The sequence below is a fragment of the Nostoc sp. 'Peltigera membranacea cyanobiont' 213 genome, assembly GCF_002245975.1.
GTDB lineage: Bacteria > Cyanobacteriota > Cyanobacteriia > Cyanobacteriales > Nostocaceae > Nostoc.
In genome coordinates this window covers 1-19759 of record NZ_NOLI01000004.1, presented here as the reverse complement: position 1 = coordinate 19759, position 19759 = coordinate 1, and the positions used below count along the sequence as shown (strand labels likewise).

The following is a 19759-nucleotide window of genomic DNA, read 5'->3' as shown; positions in this document are numbered from 1 at the left end:
GTATTGGGAATCGTGTATTACGTATTAGGAAAAATCTTCCCTCATCCCCAGTCCCTAATCCCCAGTCCCTAATCCCTAATCCCCATTCCCCATTGCTTTATCCAAGGACACTGCTAATACTACGTTTTGGCTATTCACCATTGCTGTAATTGTTGGTTCAGTCCAGCGTGCTAACCAAGCGGGTTGAATGCCGAAAATCACAATCAGCACAGCTAAAATTGCAGCTGGGATGCGATCGCTCCAATACACACGTGGTAAGTTAGTAACTTGTGCAGACAAGCGACCAAAAAAGGCACGGTCGAGGAGGATCAAAAAGTAAACCGCAGTTAAACCAGTACCAAGCATTGATAGTAGCGTTTGGACTGGAAAAATTGGGAAACTGCCCCGAAAAATGATGAATTCGGAAATAAACCCGACCATTCCTGGTATCCCAGCGCTGGCCATCACTCCCAAAACCATTAGGCTACCAATTACGGGCATACCTCGTTCTGGGTTCAGCAATCCTTGGAGAACATCTAAATCTCGGCTTCCGGCTTTGTCATACACAACCCCTACCAGCAAAAACAGCATGGCGGAAATCAATCCGTGGCTAATCATCTGCATAACAGCACCTAATACGCTTAATGGTGTCGCCGCAGCCGTCGCTAACAGCACATAGCCCATGTGTCCAATAGAACTGTATGCTACCATTTTTTTCATATCGGTTTGAGCGATCGCGCAGGATGCACCATACAGTACACTCACTACTGCCCAAGTCGCTAACCAAGGAGCCACATAAGCCCAAGCTTCTGGTAACAAGTTCATGCCAAACCGCAGTAATCCGTAGGTTCCCAACTTCAACAGCACCCCAGCCAATAGTACGGAAATGGGTGTGGAAGCTTCAACGTGAGCATCTGGCAACCAAGTATGGAAGGGAACTAAGGGAATTTTAATCCCGAAACCGATCAAAATCCCCGCTAGCAGTAAAAGCTGTGTCGCTAAAGGTAAAGTCGTAGTGTTTAAGGTTGCTAGTGCAAAGTTAGAGGAACCACTCAGCCAAACCATGCCGAGGAAACTTGCTAAAATCAAGATTCCCGAAACGGCGGTATAAATGAGAAATTTTGTCGCCGCATAACCCCGCTTTTCCCCACCCCAAATAGCTATCAATAGATACAGAGGAATTAGTTCCAATTCGTAAAACAGGACAAATAACAGTAAATCCTGTGCCAGAAAAGCTCCAGTTACCCCAGCGCTTAATAATAGGATCAAAGAGTAATAAAATTTAGGACGCTGTAGAGATTCATCGCTGCTGTAGATGGCAATAGAAGTTAAAAGTCCATTCAAAACCAGCAGTGGCAAAGATAAACCATCGATTCCCAGGTTATAGTTTAAACCTAAGACATCTATCCAAGGGACAGACTCGGCAAATTGTTGAGTGATTTCGCCTGGATGGAACTGAATTAATAATACGATTGTCCACAAGAAAGCGATAGTGGCAAACACTAAAGCTACCCCACGGGCAAATTTCCCATTGATGCCAGAGGGCGAGAAACCAATTAAAGCCGCACCGATTAACGGCACTAGAATTAAAACACTAAGCATAAGCAAGTGGAGAATGGGGAATTGGGAATGGGTAATGGGGAATTGGGAAGAGTTTTCCTAATGACAAATCACAACCCCCACTAATTAAATTTATTTGTGCCAACCTCTTTAAAAAGGCAATTTATCTAGTAAACCCGATGACCAGCCGATGAAGAAAACCAGGACGCTGACAACTGCGAGGATGGTCAACATATAGCCCTGAGATTGCCCAGAAATGCTGTACTTTAAAGTTTGTCCGCCCAGAATTGTCGCAAACCCAACCAAGTTTACTAAACCATCAACTAAATAGCGATCGCTCCAAGCAGAAACTCTAGATAGTAGTGCGACTGCGCTCACTACCGTTAGGAGATAAACTCGGTCAATATAAAAATCATAACCTAATAAGTCTTGCACAAATCTCCACGCCAAAAATCTGGATCTTGACCAAGCTTTGTGCAGATAAACTGTAGACCCTGCAACTATTCCCAGGACTGTAGAAGTAAACAATGCTAATGCCACCAACCAATTAATACTTTCCCAATTTGGTAGTAAGTACCATTGCTGTAACATCAAAGGCAAAAGCAGAGTCAAGACTGTGAGAGTAACCATCGGGAAGGCCATTTGCCAACCAACTTCTGGCGTGCGACGGGTTTTTTGTTGTGGTTTCCCCCAGAAGACTAATCTGAAAACTCTAGTTAAGTTTAATGCTGTCAAGCAATTGACTAATAATAAAACCCCAATCACCCAAGGGCTAATATTAACGAAACCGTCAGCCCATGCTAACATTGCCCAGAAGCCTCCCAGTGGTAGCACTGTCACCATCCCCGCCGAACCGACAATAAAGGCGGTGGTGGTAGCTGGCATCCGCGACCACAGTCCGCCCATTTCTGTTAGGTCTTGGCTTTGGGTAGTTAAGATGACTGAACCGGAACTCATAAATAATAATGCTTTAGCGATCGCATGAGTTAACAGCAACATCAAGGCTACACCCCCTTGCTGTAACCCCACCGCCAGAAACACTAATCCCATGTATGCACTGGTGGAATGAGATAGCGATCGTTTAATGTCAATTTGAGCTATAGATACTAATGTTGCCCCAATAGCTGTCACCGTACCCATGATTACCAAGGCATTTAAGGCAACTGGCGACAGTGCTAACAATGGTTGAAATTTATACAGTAAATATGCGCCACCAGCGACTACCAGCGAGTTTCGCATTACCGAAGCTGGGTTTGGCCCTTCCATCGCCTCATCTAACCAGAGGTGCAGGGGAAATTGGGCACATTTACCCGCAGGCCCAGCAATTAAAGCCAAACCCAGCAATGTTGATGTCACTGGGCTTAAATTAGCTGTTTGCGCCCACTCATATAAATCCGAAAAGTTCAAACTCCCCGCTAAGGTGGAAAGCGTCACCACAGCCATCAGCAGCAACAAGTCTCCTACCCGTTTAGTCCAAAACGCATCTCGCGCCGCCGTAACTACTAGAGGTTGAGCATACCAGAATCCCACTAGCAAGTAAGTTGAAAGCGTCAGAACTTCTAAAAGGGTATAGCTAAGAAACAAAGAATCACTGATTGCTAAACCACTCAACGCTGCTTCAAAAAATCCCAGCAGCGCAAAAAAACGTGCCAGCGACCAGTCTTTCTCCATATAACCCAGAGCGTAAACTTGTGCCAGTAAGCTTAAACCTGTAATTAAAACTGTTGCCCCAATGCTGACTGCTGAGAGTTCCAAGGTAAAAGATAAGTCTAAATCAGCAGCTTTAAACCAGGGCACCAGTAACTTTTCTGGTTCTCTATCCCAGATATTTTTAAACACAAACAGACTATGGACAAAAGCCACAACAGTTGTCAAAAAGTTGATGTATGCCGCAGGTCTTGGCCCTGTTCGCCGAATTATTCCTATTCCCCAGGGCAACGTCAAAACTGCGCCTAATAAGCTATATAAAGGCAAAAACCAACTTGTTGAAAATAGAAATTGATCCATTTAAATTTACCTTGATGACTCAGCCTTTATTTTAAAAAATCTTTCCAAACATTATTTATTTAAAAGATTAATTTAGGAAAACATCAACATTTTTTTATTATTCTTTGAAGTAAATTATCGAAAGTATTTTTACTTCGCCTTCCCCTACTAAACTTCGGTAAAATATAACTTTACATACGTAAAAGTATTTACTCGCCTTAACCTTACCTCTGTTTTTACATTTGTATTTCTACTTGAAGCAGAGTACTTTATACGATACATTTGAAAAAATTATATACTTTTTACCTAAGTCGTTGTACACATGGCAAAATATCAGAAAAGATAGATACAGTAAAAGATACAGCCGCCGCTCCTACCTCGCTAGATAGAATTAGCCTTGGTTATGAATGTCGTTTTCTAAATGTGATAAAGAAATTATAAAGCATAAGTGGCTGCTCAAGTAATTCAGTAAACTTTAATTGCTCAAAAGCCTGGATGAATTTTTGTTAAGTTTTTTAAAACTTTCTTATCATAAACTATTATAGTAATTTGTATTGCCAGGAACGCCAAGCTTTCCTATGCTTAATTTGGAAGTGTTTTCTTAGCTATAAGATCAGGCTCTCCCCGTCAAAAAATTCAAACGACAGTACAGATTGCATTAATTTTGTAGGAGTTCTGCGATGCCAATTGCAGTTGGAATGATTGAAACGAAGGGCTTTCCGGCAGTGGTAGAAGCTGCTGATGCGATGGTGAAAGCTGCCCGTGTCACCTTAGTAGGTTATGAAAAAATTGGTAGCGCTCGCGTCACCGTGATAGTTCGGGGAGATGTATCGGAAGTGCAAGCTTCTGTTGCTGCTGGGGTTGAAGCGGCGAAAAGAGTCTTTGGTGGTGAAGTATTATCTACTCACATCATTGCTCGTCCTCACGAGAACCTGGAATACGTCTTGCCGATTCGTTACACAGAAGCTGTAGAACAGTTCCGTACCTAAAAACTGTTTAAAAAAAGTAATTAACGCTCTTTACCTTTTTGAGCCTCACTTTTGTCCAAAGCTAAAAACTTTAAATAGGGATTAAAACTAATGTCAATTGCAGTGGGAATGGTTGAAACGCTGGGCTTTCCAGCAGTAGTGGAAGCTGCTGATGCGATGGTGAAAGCGGCTCGTGTGACTCTAGTCGGTTATGAAAAAATCGGTAGCGGTCGAGTTACCGTAATTGTTCGGGGTGACGTATCAGAAGTGCAAGCTTCCGTAGCCGCAGGTGTTGAATCAGTGAAGCGAGTCAACGGCGGACAAGTGCTTTCGACTCACATCATTGCTCGTCCTCACGAAAACTTGGAATACGTCCTACCAATTCGTTATACAGAAGACGTAGAGCAATTCCGGGAAAATGTGAACGCAATTCGTCCTTTCGGTAGAAGACCGTAATTTGTAATGCAAATTGCCAAAGTTCGCGGCACAGTAGTTAGCACCCAAAAAGATCCAACTCTCAGAGGTGTGAAACTACTGTTGTTACAATTAGTAGATGAAAACGGCAATATCCTACCAGAGTATGAAGTAGCAGCAGATATTGTGGGAGCAGGAGTAGATGAGTGGGTACTCATCACTCGTGGTAGTGCCGCTCGTCAAGTTGTTGGCAACGAACAGCGTCCATTAGATGCAGCAGTGGTGGCGATCATAGATACTATTTACGTTGAAGATCGCCTCATTTACAGCAAAAAAGATCAATATCGTTAGTCATTAGTCATTGGTCATTAGTCATTAGTGAATAACAAAGGACAAATGACAACAAACAAATGACTAATGACAATATAGGAGGAATCTCGCAATGGCAGTCCGCAGCACGGCAGCACCCCCAACTCCGTGGTCAAGGAATTTAGCTGAACCCAAAATCCATCAAACTGCTTTTGTACACTCATTCTCCAATGTGATTGGGGATGTACGAATAGGTGCAAATGTAATCGTTGCTCCGGGGACTACGATTAGAGCGGATGAAGGCACACCTTTTTATCTTGGTGAAAACACCAATATTCAAGATGGTGTAGTTATTCATGGGTTAGAGCAAGGTCGAGTAATTGGCGATGACCAAGAGAAATACTCGGTATGGGTAGGTAAAAATACTTGCATTACCCACATGGCTTTAATTCATGGGCCAGCTTATGTAGGGGACAATTCCTTCATTGGCTTTCGCTCTACAGTGTTTAATGCCAGGGTAGGCGCAGGTTGCATCGTGATGATGCACGCTTTGATTCAAGACGTAGAAATTCCCCCAGGGAAGTATGTGCCTTCGGGAGCGATAATTACTAGCCAGCAGCAAGCTGACCGCTTGCCAGATGTGCAAGATCAGGATAAGGAATTTGCTCATCATGTGGTTGGGATTAATCAGGCGCTACGGGCTGGTTATCTTTGTGCTGCGGATAGCAAATGTATAGCACCCATTCGGGATGAGAACGCTAAATCTTATACAGGTAGTGGTATTACTGTTTTAGAGTTGGAAAGGAGTAGTGAAGTGGCGAGCAATAGCTTGGGTGCAGAAACAATAGAGCAGTTACGCTATCTATTGGAACAAGGATATAAGATTGGTACAGAACACGTAGACCAAAGACGGTTCCGCACGGGTTCTTGGACTAGCTGCCAACCAATTGAACCGAGATCCCTTGGTGAAGCGATCGCAGCATTAGAAAGCTGTGTAACAGACCATAGCGGCGAGTATGTCCGACTGTTTGGGATTGACAAAGGTAGACGACGGGTGTTAGAAACCATCATCCAACGCCCCGATGGTGATGCTAAACCAGCTACCAGTTTTAAAGCTCCTAATAGTAGTCATAGCAATGGCAGCTACAGCAATGGTAATGGTAACGGTAGCAGTTCTGGCAGTGGCAAAGTCAATGGCGAAACTCTAGACCAAATCCGTCAACTTTTGGCAAGTGGTTACAAAATTGGCGTAGAACACGTAGATGAGCGCCGCTTCCGTACTGGTTCCTGGACTAGTTGCAAGCCAATTGATGCAACTTCCACCAATCAAGTAATCTCTGCCTTGGAAGAATGTATAGAAAGCCATCCAGGTGAGTATGTACGTTTAATCGGTATTGACACCAAAGCCAAACGCCGGGTATTAGAAACCATTATTCAACGTCCAAATGGTCAAGTAGCTACCTCTGGTAGTCAAAAATCATCATTTACTAGCAGCAGTGGAGGCTCTGGGAGGGCTGCGGCAACAGCTACCAGTAACCGGTTGAGTACTGAAGTAGTAGATCAACTACGGCAATTATTGGCTGGTGGTTATAAAATTAGCATTGAACACGTAGATGAGCGCCGCTTCCGGACTGGTTCGTGGACTAGTACCGGTCAAATTCAAGCCTCCTCAGAAAGAGAAGCGATCGCAGCCGTAGAAAAACACCTCGGCGAATACCAAGGGGAATATGTACGCTTAATTGGTATTGACCCCAAAGCCAAACGGCGGGTATTAGAGACAATTATTCAACGTCCAAATAGTCAAGTAGCCTCCTCTGGTAGTGAAAAATCATTTACTAGCAGTACACACTCGGCAACAGCAACAGCTACAGCTACAGCTACCAGTAACCGGTTGAGTACTGAAGTAGTAGATCAACTCCGGCAATTATTGGCTAGTGGCTCAAAAATTAGCATTGAACACGTAGACCAACGGCGGTTTCGGACTGGTTCGTGGACTAGTACTGGTCAAATTCAAGCCTCCTCAGAAAGAGAAGCGATCGCAGCCGTAGAAGGACACCTCGGCGAATACCAGGGAGAATATGTGCGCTTAATTGGTATTGACCCCAAAGCCAAGCGTCGGGTATTGGAAACGATTATTCAACGACCTTAAGGAATTAGGAGTTAGGAATTAGGAGTTAAGAATAAGCTTTGAATCAAAACTCTAATCTTAAAAATTCCCACACTTCTAACTCATAACTTCTAACTCCCAATTTCTCACCAACTCCTAACTCTTTATTTTCTTCCGGCTTCTGAGGTTAAATTTTTCATGTCTTTGCTGTCACTGCGCCTCAGCAATAACTTTGATTCTTACATTAGTGGTGAGGTGACTATTCATCCAAGCGCAGTACTTGCACCTGGGGTCATCCTCCAAGCGGCTGAAAACAGCAAGATCGTCATTGGGGCAGGGGTCTGTATTGGACTGGGAGCAATACTCCAAGTCCATGAAGGAACCTTAGAGGTAGAAGCGGGGGCAAACCTAGGAGCCGGTTTTTTGATGGTTGGCAAGGGCAAAATTGGAGCAAATGCTTGTATTGGTTCCGCAACAACAATTTTTAACTATTCTGTTGAACCAGGACAAGTAGTTGCACCTGGTTCGATTTTAGGAGACACCAGTCGGCAAATTGCTCAAACAAATCAGCCTGAACCATCTGCTAATAACGTCACCGCTACAAGTACGCCACCCCAGAAGGAAGAGGAAAATAGCTCAGGGGGAGTTAAGGAAAAGGTAACTTCCTCAACTAACTTCTCAGCTGCGGCTTTTGTGGATTTCAAACAAAATAAGTCGATTTCTTATTTTAAATCTTCCGCCACTCCAGAAAGCCAGCCTCCTCCCGTGGAAGAACCAGCCAAGGATGCTGAACCCCCCTTACCAGAACCCATCCAAGAGTCTATAAAACATGACTCAGACCCCAATCAGCTAACTACAGAATCCGCTAACGGTTTCGGCACTCAAATTTATGGACAAGGGAGCATAAGCAGACTGTTGACTACATTGTTTCCCCATAGACAATCCTTGAGGGACCCAAACTCTGACGATTAGTCTGAGTAAGTGTTAATTGTAAGTTGTCGGCTTTATGATTATCTGGGAAAGTTCACATGGAAACATCTAATCAACGGTCTATGAATTCCATCCAGGGAGCGAGTAGTTATGAAACCTTTCAGGACACTGCTTTGGGTTTAGTTTCTACCCGCAGCTTTCCCGCGATCGTTGGGACGGCGGATATGATGCTGAAATCAGCAGGAGTTCACCTAGTTGGGTATGAAAAAATTGGTAGTGGTCATTGTACTGCGATCGTCCGGGGTGGAATTGCTGACGTGCGTCTGGCGGTAGAATCTGGTGTCCAAACGGCTGAACAGTTTGGTCAGTTGATTTCTAGCTTGGTAATTCCCCGACCTTATCCTAATTTAGATATAGTGCTTCCCATCACAACCCGTTTCACTAAATTGATGGAGGAGGGCAATTACAGCCGTCTGAGTAATCAAGCAATTGGTTTAGTAGAAACGCGAGGATTTCCAGCGATGGTAGGTGCGTGTGATGCCATGCTTAAAGCTGCCGATGTTCATTTAGCAGCTTATGAAAAAATTGGTGCGGGTTTGTGTACAGCCATTATTCGCGGTTCGGTAGCAAATGTGGCGGTAGCAGTGGAAGCGGGAATGTTTGAGGCAGAACGCATTGGAGAATTAAATGCAGTGATGGTAATTCCCCGACCGCTAGATGAAATGGAGCAAACCTTACCATTAGCAAGCTGCTGGATAGAAAAACACCAACCGTTAAACTTACCAGTGAATATTAAAGAGAAAGAACAGGTTGCCGAAATTGAGGTACTAAGATTACCAGATTTAACCAAGCTCCCGACAAAAATTGCCGAAGAATTATGGAATGATGAATGATGATAGATGAATTTGAGAAAATCATCATTCATCAGGAAGTGGAAGGAATCTTACGCTTTTCTTGTTGTTCTGATAATAGCTTCTTAAATCCATAAACAAAATACCTTTATTCTAATAGAAATAATAGAGTTTTATATATAATAGAATTCGTAGCTTTCTATGAGTATTGCTATATAGGACTAGTATTTGATTTGGAGAAAAGATCCGTAGGGGAGCCAGTCGTGTAAGCGGGTTTCCCGACTTGAGCGGTAGCGACTGTGCGTAGCGTCACTGGCGTTGTGTTAGCAGGGAGAGTACGGCACCAAACTCTTGATGATGGTGCGTTACGAACTGCGTTCTAACACACCCTACAATATCTAATTTTTTTCAAAAATCAAATATGATTCCTATAGCATTTGTAACTGTTCAGTAATACTAGTTTTATATCGATGAATAGCTATTTACAGGAGAAGCACCTTTGAAGCAAGCGACGCTGCACCAGTTAAAGGTATTCGAGGCGGCGGCCCGGCACAGTAGCTTTACTCGCGCTGCTGAGGAATTGTTTCTCACCCAACCTACCGTTTCTATGCAAATCAAGCAACTCACAAAATCGGTAGGGTTGCCATTATTTGAGCAAGTGGGGAAGCGGTTATATCTCACAGAGGCGGGACGAGAATTATTTGCCACTTGTCGGCAGATTTTTGGAAATATAGCCCAGTATGAAATGAAGGTGGCAGATTTAAAAGGGCTAAAACAGGGACAATTACGCTTGGCAGTAATTACAACAGCAAAATATTTTATCCCACGTTTATTAGGGCCGTTTTGCGAACTTTATCCAGGGATTGATATTTCTCTACAAGTAACGAATCACGAACAAATTTTGGAACGGATGAGTCAGAATCTGGACGACTTGTATATTATGAGTCAAGTTCCAGACAATATGGATGTGAATTGTGAGGCATTTTTAGAAAATCCTTTGATAGTCTTTGCACCAGTTAATCATCCGTTATCCAAGGAAAAAAATATTCCGATCCAACGCCTGTCTAACGAACCTTTTATTATGCGAGAACCTGGTTCAGGAACTCGTCGTGCCGTCCAAAGCCTATTTGAAGAACAAGGGGTGACAGTAAAAGTAAAACTGGAATTGGGAAGTAACGAAGCAATTAAACAAGCGATCGCAGGTGGTTTAGGAATTTCGGTTTTATCTCGTCATACTTTACTATTAGACGCTTCAGATTTTAGCATTTTAGATGTCCAACACTTTCCCATTCAGCGACATTGGTACATGGTTTACCCAGGTGGAAAGCAGCTATCTATCGTCGCTCGTACCTATTATGATTATCTCCTCACTGCTGCAAGGAATTTTGTAGATCAAAACACCGATCCTCCTAATAGTACGTTTGAACCAATTAGAGAGTAATTACGAATTACGAATTACGAATTACCCAAAGGGGTTGACTGTTAGACCGGGAACCATTGACAATTAACCAGCAGAATCAATTAAATATGGGGGAAGACTGGCAGTGGTTAACCCGGAAACACCATCTTGGCGCAAAACAGTACCAAGCGAGATTGTAGCTGTTACAGTGTATGCTGACAGAGCATTGGTTACACGACGGGGTGTAGTTGATTTAACAGGAATTGAACAGGAATTAGTAATTACTTCAGTGCCAGAGACTCTAGAAACCGAGTCTGTCAGGGTTAGTGGTACAGGGACAGTGGCAGTGCGTTTGATAGGAGTAAGTAGCGATCGCATTTACACCACTGAACCAGTAGTAGAGCGAGTCGCACATTTGACAAGGCAAATTGAGCAGCTAGAAGCGGAAAAACGCCACCTACAAGCACAAGTCGATGCTTTAGCATTGCAGTCTAGTTTTATCGCCGGGTTACGTGAAAAAACAGAAGAACCCTTTGCACAAAGTTTGTCTCGGAAAAATCTTAGTCTGAGCGAAACTTTGGATTTTTTGAACTTTCTTGGAAGCCAGTATAGTGAATATGCGATCGCATCTGGAGAGTGCAAAACCCAACAGCAGGAATTAGATAAAGAACTGCAAGCACTCCGCGCCTCATTGCAAAAAATCCAAACACCCCATCCCAAAGAAAGTTTGAGCATAGTTGTAGGAGTTGAAGTAGCGGGTGAAGGCGAATTTGAATTAGAGGTGTCTTACATAGTAAATCGCGCCAGTTGGACTCCGCTTTATGACTTGCGCTTTAGCACGACTAGCGATATTGTGCATCTGGGCTACCTTGCAGAAATCACTCAAAGCAGTGGCGAAGATTGGATTGGTGCAAATCTCACCCTTTCTACCGCTAAACCGGGATTAGGTACACTTCCACCTAAACTTGAACCTTGGTATATTGATGCGCCACGTCCACAAATGTTACGACAGCGACAATTGTCTACACAACAGCGACCACTGCTACCTACCATACCAGAACCACCTGCTTCTGTTGCCAGAACAGATTGGCAAGGAGAAGACGAAGGTGCAGAGGATGTTCTTATCCAAGCAGAAACTGTTACAGCAGAAGTATCCAAAGAAGGGAGTGTAGTTACCTTTAAATTGAATGGTGGCGGTAACATTCCTAGTGATGGCGCACCTCATAAAACGACAATTTTTAATGATGACTATCCTTGTAACTTTGATTATGTAGCAATGCCGCGTTTGGTAAGTTTTGCTTATCTGCAAGCAAATGTGAAAAATAATCCCAATGGTGCAACTTTGTTACCAGGGAAAGCGAATATTTTCCGCAACAATGTTTTTATTGGGACAACTCAGTTAGAAAATATTGCACCAGGACAAGAATTCAAACTCAATTTAGGGATGGATGAAGGTTTGAAAATTGAGCGCGATTTAGTTGAACGTCTGGTAGACAAAAGATTGATTAGCAACCAACGCCGGATTACTTATAGTTATCGGTTGATAATTACTAATTTACTCGATAAAGAAGTAAATCTGAAGGTAACTGAACAATTGCCAGTTAGCCGCAACGAGCAAATTAAAGTGCGCCTCAGCCGTAGTAACCCACAAATTCAACTTGGTGAAATGGGGATTTTAGAATGGCAGTTAACTCTTCCACCCCAAGAGCGACGAGAGATATATTACCAGTTTAATGTTGAACATCCACCTGAGTTAATGGTTGTTGGATTAGATATTTAGAAATTTTTATTTTATCGAAACAGAATTCAGGAGTCAGAATAAATTCTATATCCCGCACTTATATACATCACTTTCTGAGTTTTACCTTGTAAAGCAATTCGTCTTTAATCCGGTTGAGGATTGAAGTTTCATCCAGGTTTGCCAAAATTCGATTAATGACTGCTTTCGGCCCATCAGGCCCCCAAGTCGCGCCGTTGGCTAAATAAACTTTGGTAACTTGTCCAATCCCGTAAGAAGAAACACCTGCGACTCCCGCTTGGGTCAGCGCCACCGATATATAAGGGCCAAGGGCAAGACCTGCTGTAGCTGTTGCAGAGATCCCAAGTAAAGTTTTCAATCCACTCAAGCCCAAATTTGCCAGTAGTTCACTAGCACCGATTCCGCCCATACTCAGGGCGATTTTTTGTAGCAGTTGGACAGCGCCGGCTTCGGTCATAGAGAAGCCATAGAGCTTAGATAAACCCAAAATTAGAGCAATATCAATAACTACACTACTAAGAATATCTACCACAGTTACAGGATTAAGTGCGATCGCTAATGCCTTAGTCATCACAGCCTTCCAAATCAACTGATTAGCATTCTGTTCCCGAATCATCAGTTTTCGCTCGATTAACTGCTCATTTACAACATCGGCATAAAGCATGGTATTAAGAGCAACCAAGGCTTTACCCTCACGATGCAGAATCTCCAAGATTTTCAGCTTCAGTTCTTCAACTTGGGCATTCCCTGTACGTAGCTGTATGCCCCTAGTCCCATCAGGGCGACGAATTGCTGTCTTCACCAATGGCGATGCCGCAGCCATGACAATTTCTAAAGGTGTGAGTAATTCCCGCACCCTTTCATCCCGGATTTTGTGATAAATAGCCATCCGGTCTGCTTCTGGATACTGGTCTACTTTGTTAAACACCAAAATTATCGGTTTACCAGCTTCCCGCAATTGAGAAAGGGCGGCGTATTCTAGCTTTGTCATATCGCCAGAAATCACAAACAAAATCAAATCCGCAAGTTTTGCAATCTGTTCAGCTAATGCAGCACGGGTTGCACCATCTACTTCATCTAACCCAGGAGTATCAATTAATTCTACCTGCGATTGACCTACACCAGGGAGAGTAACCCGCAAAGCCCGTTCACTTTCTCCAATCGCTTCCTCACTAATACTCCAATTAACTGTTTGTGCAGTCCGGGTGACACCGTGCAGCGGCCCAGTTTCAAACACTGTTTGTCCAACCAAAGAATTGAGTAGCGAAGACTTACCACGTCCCACCATGCCAAAAGTCGCAATCTGCACCACCATCCGGTCTAACTTCCCTAGCATGGTTTCCAAATCAGCAATTTCCGTTTCCAATCCAGTTTTTTCTTGGGGGGTGAGGTCGAGATTGGCTACCAAGTTTCGCAGCGCCGTTTGTGCTTGTTTATAGTTGAGTTCTGTCTGAATGTCTTCAAAACTGAAAATGGCACTATCCAGTTCTTCCTCCCAACTAGGAGAATTTGCTTCAGTGTTAGCGGAATCGCTTTGATGAGGTTCAGGCACGGGTAATGGCGAAGTCATATCAATTTGAGATTTGGGATTTATTTGATTAGCCCCGTCTCTTATCCTAGTTATTTTCAACAGGGGTTTGTAGAGCAGAGAAGAATAACTCTTGACCAATGACCAATAGACTAATGACTAATGGCTAACAAAAAGTCATAAACTGAAAAATGCATCTAAATAGCACGTTAGAATCTTGACTAAATTACCTGTGCGGAAAATCGTTATTGCCGGCAACTGGAAAATGTTCAAAACCCAGGCAGAAACCCAGGAGTTTTTACAAGGATTTCTGCCCCACTTAGAGGAAACCCCCCAAGGGCGAGAAGTTATATTGTGCCCTCCTTTCACTGATTTAAGTGTTTTGTCCAAAACTTTGCACGGTAGCCTCATCCAACTGGGGGCACAAAACATCCATTGGGAAGAATTTGGAGCCTATACGGGTGAAATTTCTGGCCCAATGCTGACAGAAAGTGGTGTGCGCTTTGTGATTGTCGGTCACAGCGAACGACGGCAATACTTTGGTGAGACGGATGCAACTGTTAATCTGCGCCTCCGAACTGCTCAAAGGTTTGGTTTGACCCCAATTCTCTGTGTTGGCGAAACTAAACAACAACGAGATGCGGGAGAAACCGAATCATTGATTGCTCTCCAACTTGACAAAGGTTTGGTAGATATCGATCAGAATAACTTGGTAATTGCCTACGAGCCAATTTGGGCAATCGGCACTGGTGAAACTTGTGAAGCGGTGGAAGCTAATCGGATAATTGGCTTAATTCGGAGCCAGTTGAGTAATCAAAATGTATCAATTCAATATGGTGGCTCAGTTAAGCCAAATAATATTGATGAAATCATGGCTCAACCAGAAATTGATGGTGTTTTAGTGGGAGGAGCGAGTTTAGAAGCTGAGAGTTTTGCTCGGATTGTGAATTTTCACTTAGTGTAATGTGCCTTCTTTTCGTTCCCATGCTCTGCATGGGAATGCCTAATGTAGATTTATGCCAAGCAACTTGATAATGCGAGAACGCTGTTTCGTGTGGGGACAGCGAACTTATTTGATGGGCATTTTGAATGTAACGCCTGATAGCTTTAGTGATGGGGGTGAGTTTAACACTACTTCTGCCGCTTTAGTACAGGCGCAAGCATTGGTAGCGGCTGGTGCTGACATTATCGATGTGGGCGGTCAATCAACTCGACCAGGGGCAAAGCAAATAACTCTGGCGGAGGAACTCCATCGGGTGTTATCGGTGTTACAGGTGCTAAGACCAGAAATTTCAGTCCCGATTTCTGTAGATACAACCCGTGCTGCTGTAGCCAGAGCATCTGTAAAAGCTGGAGCGGATATTATTAATGATATTTCTGGCGGCACTTTTGACTCAGAAATGTTGCCGACAGTGGCAGAGTTGGGTGTGCCGATTATTTTGATGCACATCCGGGGGACACCACAGACGATGCAACAACAAACTGATTATCAAGATTTGCTCGGTGAAATTTGTAGTTTTTTGGCTCGGCAAATTGAGGTAGCAACTGCTGCGGGCATTGACCGAGATAAAATTATTATCGATCCTGGTGTTGGTTTTGCTAAGAACTATGAGCAAAATTTAGAAATTTTTCGCGGCTTGCGATCGCTAACAACACTCAACTGTCCTATCTTGGTAGGAGCATCCCGTAAAAGTTTCATTGGTCGCATTTTAAATCAACCAGATCCCAAAGCACGAGTTTGGGGAACGGCAGCAGCTTGTTGTGCTGCTATTTTTAATGGTGCTGATATCCTCCGGGTTCACGATGTTCAAGAAATGCGCGATGTGTCATTAGTAGCCGATGCATTATTTAATACAAGCAACATAGTCTAATTCTTAAGTATTGCCGTTTTCGGATTTTTTGCCGTGACCCTCTGTAACAATCGACTCGGCTATCAACTCCTGAAACATTTCACTTGAGTTAGCTGGGTCTACAAAGACAATTTTGGCATTAGCACTCTCACCAAGTTTTTGGCTAGCATCTACGTAATCTTGAGCGACAAGATACCGCAAAATATCCCTACTATCAGGATTGGAACGGAGAGCTTGAGAAATGATTTGCACTGAAGCCATAGTTCCTTCTGCTTTTTTAATAGCAGCTTCCTTTTCCCCTTCTGCTTCGGTAATCAGTGCCCGTTTTTTAATTACGGCGGCTTGCTCCTCTTCCCTAGACTTTCGTACACTCTCAGGTAGTGTAATACTCTGAATATCTAATCGGAGAATATCAACTCCCCAATCTGACGTTATATTATTCAACTGGTCTAAGATAGCTGTGTCCATCTCCGATCTGGAGACATTGGTCTGCTCTAGGGTGTTTTGGGCAATGATTTCTCGGAGCGTGGTTGTAGTTACCTGTGTCAATGCCCCTTGCAGATCCTCAATCGCATAAAAGCTTTTCTCAATATCTCGAATCCGCCAGTAGACAATAGCATCCACCTCTACGTAAATATTATCTTGGGTGATCACATTCTGAGGTTTGATGTCTAAAAATTGCTCTCGTGTAGTATCTTCCATCACAATCTGATCTACCAAGGGAACAATAAAGTTCAACCCTGGTTTCAGTTTGCGATGATACCGCCCCAAGCGTTCGACTAAGGCTTCATTTCCTTGATTAATCAGTTTCGCAGAACCTAATGCATAACCTATAAGGGCTAAAACTATAGCAATAATTGGCTCCATGTATGCTCCTATTCAGCTTTTGGGAGAATTTAGTATCAAAGATATGCTACTAGCTTGTCATATCTTTAGAGTTTAATGTTTTGAGTCTGTAATTTTATGAACGCTAGCAGCGATGTCGAGTCGCTGCGCGTATTGTACATATTTTGTAAGTAAAACTATTTTGCGGAATGCGTAGAAGCTCTTGCTTCTTGTCGTCAGACATCGCTATTAAAGCACCTCGATCGCACCCTGGCAAGGACTACTTCATGTAATCAACATTACTTGTACTGACATCTTCAGACAGGCTGGACTGACATTCAGTATATTCCCATAACTTCAGTTAACTTAAGGTAAAATTTACTAGTAATTTAAAAACTCCTATAATTATCCAATCTTGTGGGGTGGGCATCTTAGGCGGGCAAGATGCCCACCCCACAATAAGTAGTTGAGTATTTTTTTATTTGGAAGTCCGTTAAGGGCTTTATTTAGGTTGGATGGAGCAAGCTAAAATCGCTATCCATCAACCAAAATAAGTGCCTTTAACAAACTTACCCCTAAGACTCAGAATTATTAATGGTGCGGCTATTACAAACATTCATCGCCTTTTCTACTCCCTGCTTGAGGCTTAGTTCAATACACTCAACCACGAACTGAAGTACAAGAGACATCTGCTGATTTTCGGCGGCAGAAAATCGCCCCAGAACGTGGGAGACAGTATCAGAATTATCGTTATTAGCTGCACCTTTGGGTTTACCAATACCGATTCGCAAACGGGGAAAGTTTTGGGTACTCAGATGTGCGATCGCACTTTTCATGCCGTTATGTCCCCCAGCCGAACCAGATAAGCGCAGCCGAGTTTTTCCCAAGGGCAAATCCATATCGTCATAAATTATCAGCACTGACTCAGGCGGCAATTTATACCAACTTGTCACCGCTTGAATTGACTGTCCTGAGCGATTCATATAAGTTAACGGCTTTAGTAAGCGAATCTTACCTCCACCTGGGGCTATTCCCTCGCCATACTCACCCTGAAACTTGCGGTTTTCAGCTAAAGAAATGCGCCAAGAACGGGAGAGAGTTTCTACAGCAGCAAAGCCGATATTATGGCGGGTTTGGTCGTACTTGCTTTCTGGATTCCCCAACCCGACAATTAGCTGGGGAATCACCAAAGCTGGTTGCTTAACAGCTTCTGTCATTTTACCTACAGTCAATTGATATCAAGCAGTCTCCTAACTAGGTTGAGAAGAACTAGTGGTATCCTGCTCAGATTTAGCAGGGTAGATTTGCTTAGGTTCCAATTCAGCAGTAGTCTTGACAGCTTCTTCTAACTGTTCTGCTTCTTTTTGAAACTCACTTTGAAACTCTTTAGAAGCTTCTTGAAAACTACGAATTGTTTTGCCCACACTCCGGCCAATTTCTGGTAGCTTCTTTGGCCCAAAGATTAACAGCGCTACTATCATAATTACACCCATTTCCGGCAGACCAATACCAAATATATTCATTTTTGTCTCCTGTCAACTATAGAACCACTACAGAAACTCATATATTATGTAGTCTACTCAATAGTTAGTATGCACTGACCATTCACAAAAAAACCCGGAGGAACCGGGTGTAACTTAACTTGTTATCCAAACTCGATAGCGGTGTATCCGTTAGCGTCCTAAACTCCGCCAATCGACATTTACATCCTGAACTAACAGCGATCTATTGTAAAGTTGCAGAATAATCAGCAAAAACACAAAAAATAGCGCCATAAAAACAGCCATCACAGGGGTAGTACCCCAACCTGGAGCCACTTTTCCATACTCAGAGTTAAGTGGTTTCAGGATATCTCCCAACCTAGTCCTTTGTGCCATACTTCACCTAATATTACTTGCCAAAGCTTTTTTTAATCTTCTGTAATATTCTATAAGAATAGCACTCATCATCTATCCCTCAATTATGGAACCCGCAATAGTTCTTAGCATTTCTATGGCCGCCGTGGTGGTTGCCATCACCGGAATTTCAATTTATACCTCCTTTGGCCCTCCTAGCAAGGAATTGAACGATCCATTTGACGATCACGAAGATTAAAAATTGGTCATTGGTCGTTGGTTTGTGGTCTTTAGAAAACCACTACTAGCCACTGACACAGCAATAATGCCTTACTTCAGTCAGGGATTAATCGCTGGTCTTACCTTGAAACTGGCGATTTTCCAAGGCTGTATTGTTAAGATTTGTTGCTGAGATGAGAATTCAGTAGTAGAGGAACGCTCTAACAAATCTACTGTATCTCCTAGATTCAACCCTAAATCACTTTGCATAGATAACTCGGCTGTTTCTCCGTGGCATTCATAACACCGCAGAATTAACTGTTGTGGGTCATCCTCAGATGGCTTCAAGGCCATCAAGATTAAATTTTCGGCTGATAAATCTAGGAAACTCACCCCCAACCCATCTTTACCGACAGAGAGGGGAGGATTTTTAGGTAGGTTTTCATTAACAAGATTCAATATCACTTGCAACGGTATATTCAATTCATAGCCACGCCGTACTGTATGGGCTGATTCCCAGCTACCAGTATGAGGATACAAAGTATATGTAAACTCGTGAAAACCTTTATCAGCCTCTGAATCTGGCCAATTAGGACTGCGTAGCAGCGTTAGGCGGAGTTGATTTGGTTTGCTGTCGTAACCGTATTTACAATCATTCAGCAAACTAACTCCGTGAATACCGTTGTGTGTTTCTCCCGTCAAATCAGCCCAACGCAAAGCCGGGACTTCCCATTTTGCTTGTTCTGCGGGGGTTTGGGGTTTAGTTGGGCGGCGAATCGCACTACAGGGAATTTCATAAGTAGCAAAATCTGCTTCGATATTGAAAGGAAAAGCAGCTTTCACCAATACATGATTTTCTTGCCAATCTACAGTAGTAGCTATATTTAGCAGAGATGAACCAACTTGCAGAATATAGTCTTGGCAAAATTCCGATTCACCCAACTGACGCACCACGCGCACACGACTTTGTACTGGGCCTTGTTCTAACCACTGAATAGATTGAAGATTTGTTGAGGGTAAGGGATGTTGGGCGTAATTGGGGTCTATATTCCATGCATCCCAATATTGACCACTGTCTTTAAAAGCTTGTAGTTGATTCCCCGCCCCACTTAAAACTTCTCGTTGATAAGTTTTATCAAAAACACTTGATAAATCTCCAGTATCAGGATCTATAACAACTCGCAAGAATTCATTTTCTAAAATCCAGTCTGGGAGGGATGGAGGGGATGAGGGGGATGAG

The 19759-nt window shown here is 43.2% G+C and carries 19 protein-coding genes and 1 pseudogene; 12 read left to right on the top strand and 8 right to left on the bottom strand.

The window, feature by feature from the left end; genetic code table 11:
• Positions 1-75: 75 nt before the first annotated feature.
• Both CDG77_RS01835 and CDG77_RS01830 read right to left on the bottom strand, forming a co-directional pair.
• A complete protein-coding gene (locus tag CDG77_RS01835) occupies positions 76-1581 on the bottom strand; it encodes an NADH-quinone oxidoreductase subunit M (RefSeq protein ID WP_094327602.1) in 1506 nt (501 codons plus the stop codon).
• Between the two features lie 108 nt (positions 1582-1689).
• On the bottom strand, positions 1690-3546 hold the full coding sequence (locus tag CDG77_RS01830; protein WP_094327601.1) for an NAD(P)H-quinone oxidoreductase subunit F: 1857 nt from the start codon (positions 3544-3546) through the stop codon (positions 1690-1692).
• A 659-nt stretch (positions 3547-4205) separates the two neighbouring features.
• Here CDG77_RS01830 and CDG77_RS01825 point away from each other — a divergent pair.
• From CDG77_RS01825 to CDG77_RS01790, 9 genes and pseudogenes are all read left to right on the top strand, one after another.
• A complete protein-coding gene (locus CDG77_RS01825) occupies positions 4206-4514 on the top strand; it encodes a carbon dioxide-concentrating mechanism protein CcmK (RefSeq protein ID WP_012410633.1) in 309 nt (102 codons plus the stop codon).
• Positions 4515-4604: 90 nt separating this feature from the next.
• Positions 4605-4949, top strand: coding sequence for a carbon dioxide-concentrating mechanism protein CcmK (locus CDG77_RS01820; RefSeq protein WP_010995041.1), 345 nt, complete (start codon positions 4605-4607; stop codon positions 4947-4949).
• 6 nt (positions 4950-4955) lie between these two features.
• On the top strand, positions 4956-5258 hold the full coding sequence (locus CDG77_RS01815; protein ID WP_094327600.1) for a EutN/CcmL family microcompartment protein: 303 nt from the start codon (positions 4956-4958) through the stop codon (positions 5256-5258).
• 91 nt (positions 5259-5349) lie between these two features.
• Positions 5350-7011 (top strand): annotated as a pseudogene (locus CDG77_RS01810) (ribulose bisphosphate carboxylase small subunit); the annotation flags it as partial.
• 96 nt (positions 7012-7107) lie between these two features.
• Positions 7108-7365: a ribulose bisphosphate carboxylase small subunit gene (locus tag CDG77_RS39020; RefSeq protein ID WP_442946409.1), complete on the top strand. Its 258-nt coding sequence runs from the start codon at positions 7108-7110 to the stop codon at positions 7363-7365.
• A gap of 156 nt (positions 7366-7521) precedes the next feature.
• A complete protein-coding gene (locus CDG77_RS01805; protein WP_094327598.1) occupies positions 7522-8295 on the top strand; it encodes a transferase in 774 nt (257 codons plus the stop codon).
• A gap of 56 nt (positions 8296-8351) precedes the next feature.
• Positions 8352-9146, top strand: a complete 795-nt coding sequence (locus CDG77_RS01800) for a BMC domain-containing protein (protein ID WP_094327597.1) — start codon at positions 8352-8354, stop codon at positions 9144-9146.
• Positions 9147-9603: 457 nt separating this feature from the next.
• On the top strand, positions 9604-10545 hold the full coding sequence (locus tag CDG77_RS01795) for a LysR family transcriptional regulator (RefSeq protein ID WP_094327596.1): 942 nt from the start codon (positions 9604-9606) through the stop codon (positions 10543-10545).
• Between the two features lie 103 nt (positions 10546-10648).
• Positions 10649-12283: a mucoidy inhibitor MuiA family protein gene (locus CDG77_RS01790; protein WP_094327595.1), complete on the top strand. Its 1635-nt coding sequence runs from the start codon at positions 10649-10651 to the stop codon at positions 12281-12283.
• A gap of 67 nt (positions 12284-12350) precedes the next feature.
• Here CDG77_RS01790 and CDG77_RS01785 read toward each other — a convergent pair whose 3' ends face one another.
• Entirely contained in the window at positions 12351-13832 is a 1482-nt protein-coding gene (locus CDG77_RS01785; protein WP_094327594.1) for a GTP-binding protein, read from the bottom strand.
• A gap of 190 nt (positions 13833-14022) precedes the next feature.
• Between CDG77_RS01785 and tpiA the strand changes: the two genes are divergently transcribed.
• Both tpiA and folP read left to right on the top strand, forming a co-directional pair.
• The gene (tpiA, locus tag CDG77_RS01780) at positions 14023-14754 is read left to right on the top strand and encodes a triose-phosphate isomerase (protein ID WP_094327673.1); all 732 of its coding nucleotides are present in this window, start codon (positions 14023-14025) and stop codon (positions 14752-14754) included.
• A gap of 52 nt (positions 14755-14806) precedes the next feature.
• Positions 14807-15661 carry a dihydropteroate synthase gene (folP, locus tag CDG77_RS01775; protein WP_094327593.1) on the top strand — a complete coding sequence of 285 codons (855 nt, stop codon included), beginning with the start codon at positions 14807-14809 and terminating at the stop codon, positions 15659-15661.
• Between the two features lie 3 nt (positions 15662-15664).
• Here the strand turns inward: folP and CDG77_RS01770 are convergent, their stop codons facing one another.
• The 4 genes from CDG77_RS01770 to psbH form a co-directional block, all read right to left on the bottom strand.
• On the bottom strand, positions 15665-16507 hold the full coding sequence (locus tag CDG77_RS01770; protein ID WP_094327592.1) for an SPFH domain-containing protein: 843 nt from the start codon (positions 16505-16507) through the stop codon (positions 15665-15667).
• A gap of 533 nt (positions 16508-17040) precedes the next feature.
• Positions 17041-17682, bottom strand: coding sequence for an aminoacyl-tRNA hydrolase (gene pth, locus CDG77_RS01765; RefSeq protein ID WP_094327591.1), 642 nt, complete (start codon positions 17680-17682; stop codon positions 17041-17043).
• A gap of 33 nt (positions 17683-17715) precedes the next feature.
• Positions 17716-17988 carry a TatA/E family twin arginine-targeting protein translocase gene (locus CDG77_RS01760; RefSeq protein ID WP_094327590.1) on the bottom strand — a complete coding sequence of 91 codons (273 nt, stop codon included), beginning with the start codon at positions 17986-17988 and terminating at the stop codon, positions 17716-17718.
• 150 nt (positions 17989-18138) lie between these two features.
• The gene (gene psbH / locus CDG77_RS01755) at positions 18139-18342 is read right to left on the bottom strand and encodes a photosystem II reaction center phosphoprotein PsbH (RefSeq protein ID WP_094327589.1); all 204 of its coding nucleotides are present in this window, start codon (positions 18340-18342) and stop codon (positions 18139-18141) included.
• A gap of 85 nt (positions 18343-18427) precedes the next feature.
• On the opposite strand from psbH, the gene psbN reads away from it, so the two are divergent.
• Entirely contained in the window at positions 18428-18559 is a 132-nt protein-coding gene (gene psbN, locus CDG77_RS01750; RefSeq protein WP_012410654.1) for a photosystem II reaction center protein PsbN, read from the top strand.
• Positions 18560-18639: 80 nt separating this feature from the next.
• Here psbN and CDG77_RS01745 read toward each other — a convergent pair.
• On the bottom strand, positions 18640-19759 hold a 1120-nt coding region (locus CDG77_RS01745), incomplete at its 5' end, for a glycoside hydrolase family 38 C-terminal domain-containing protein (RefSeq protein ID WP_190233886.1).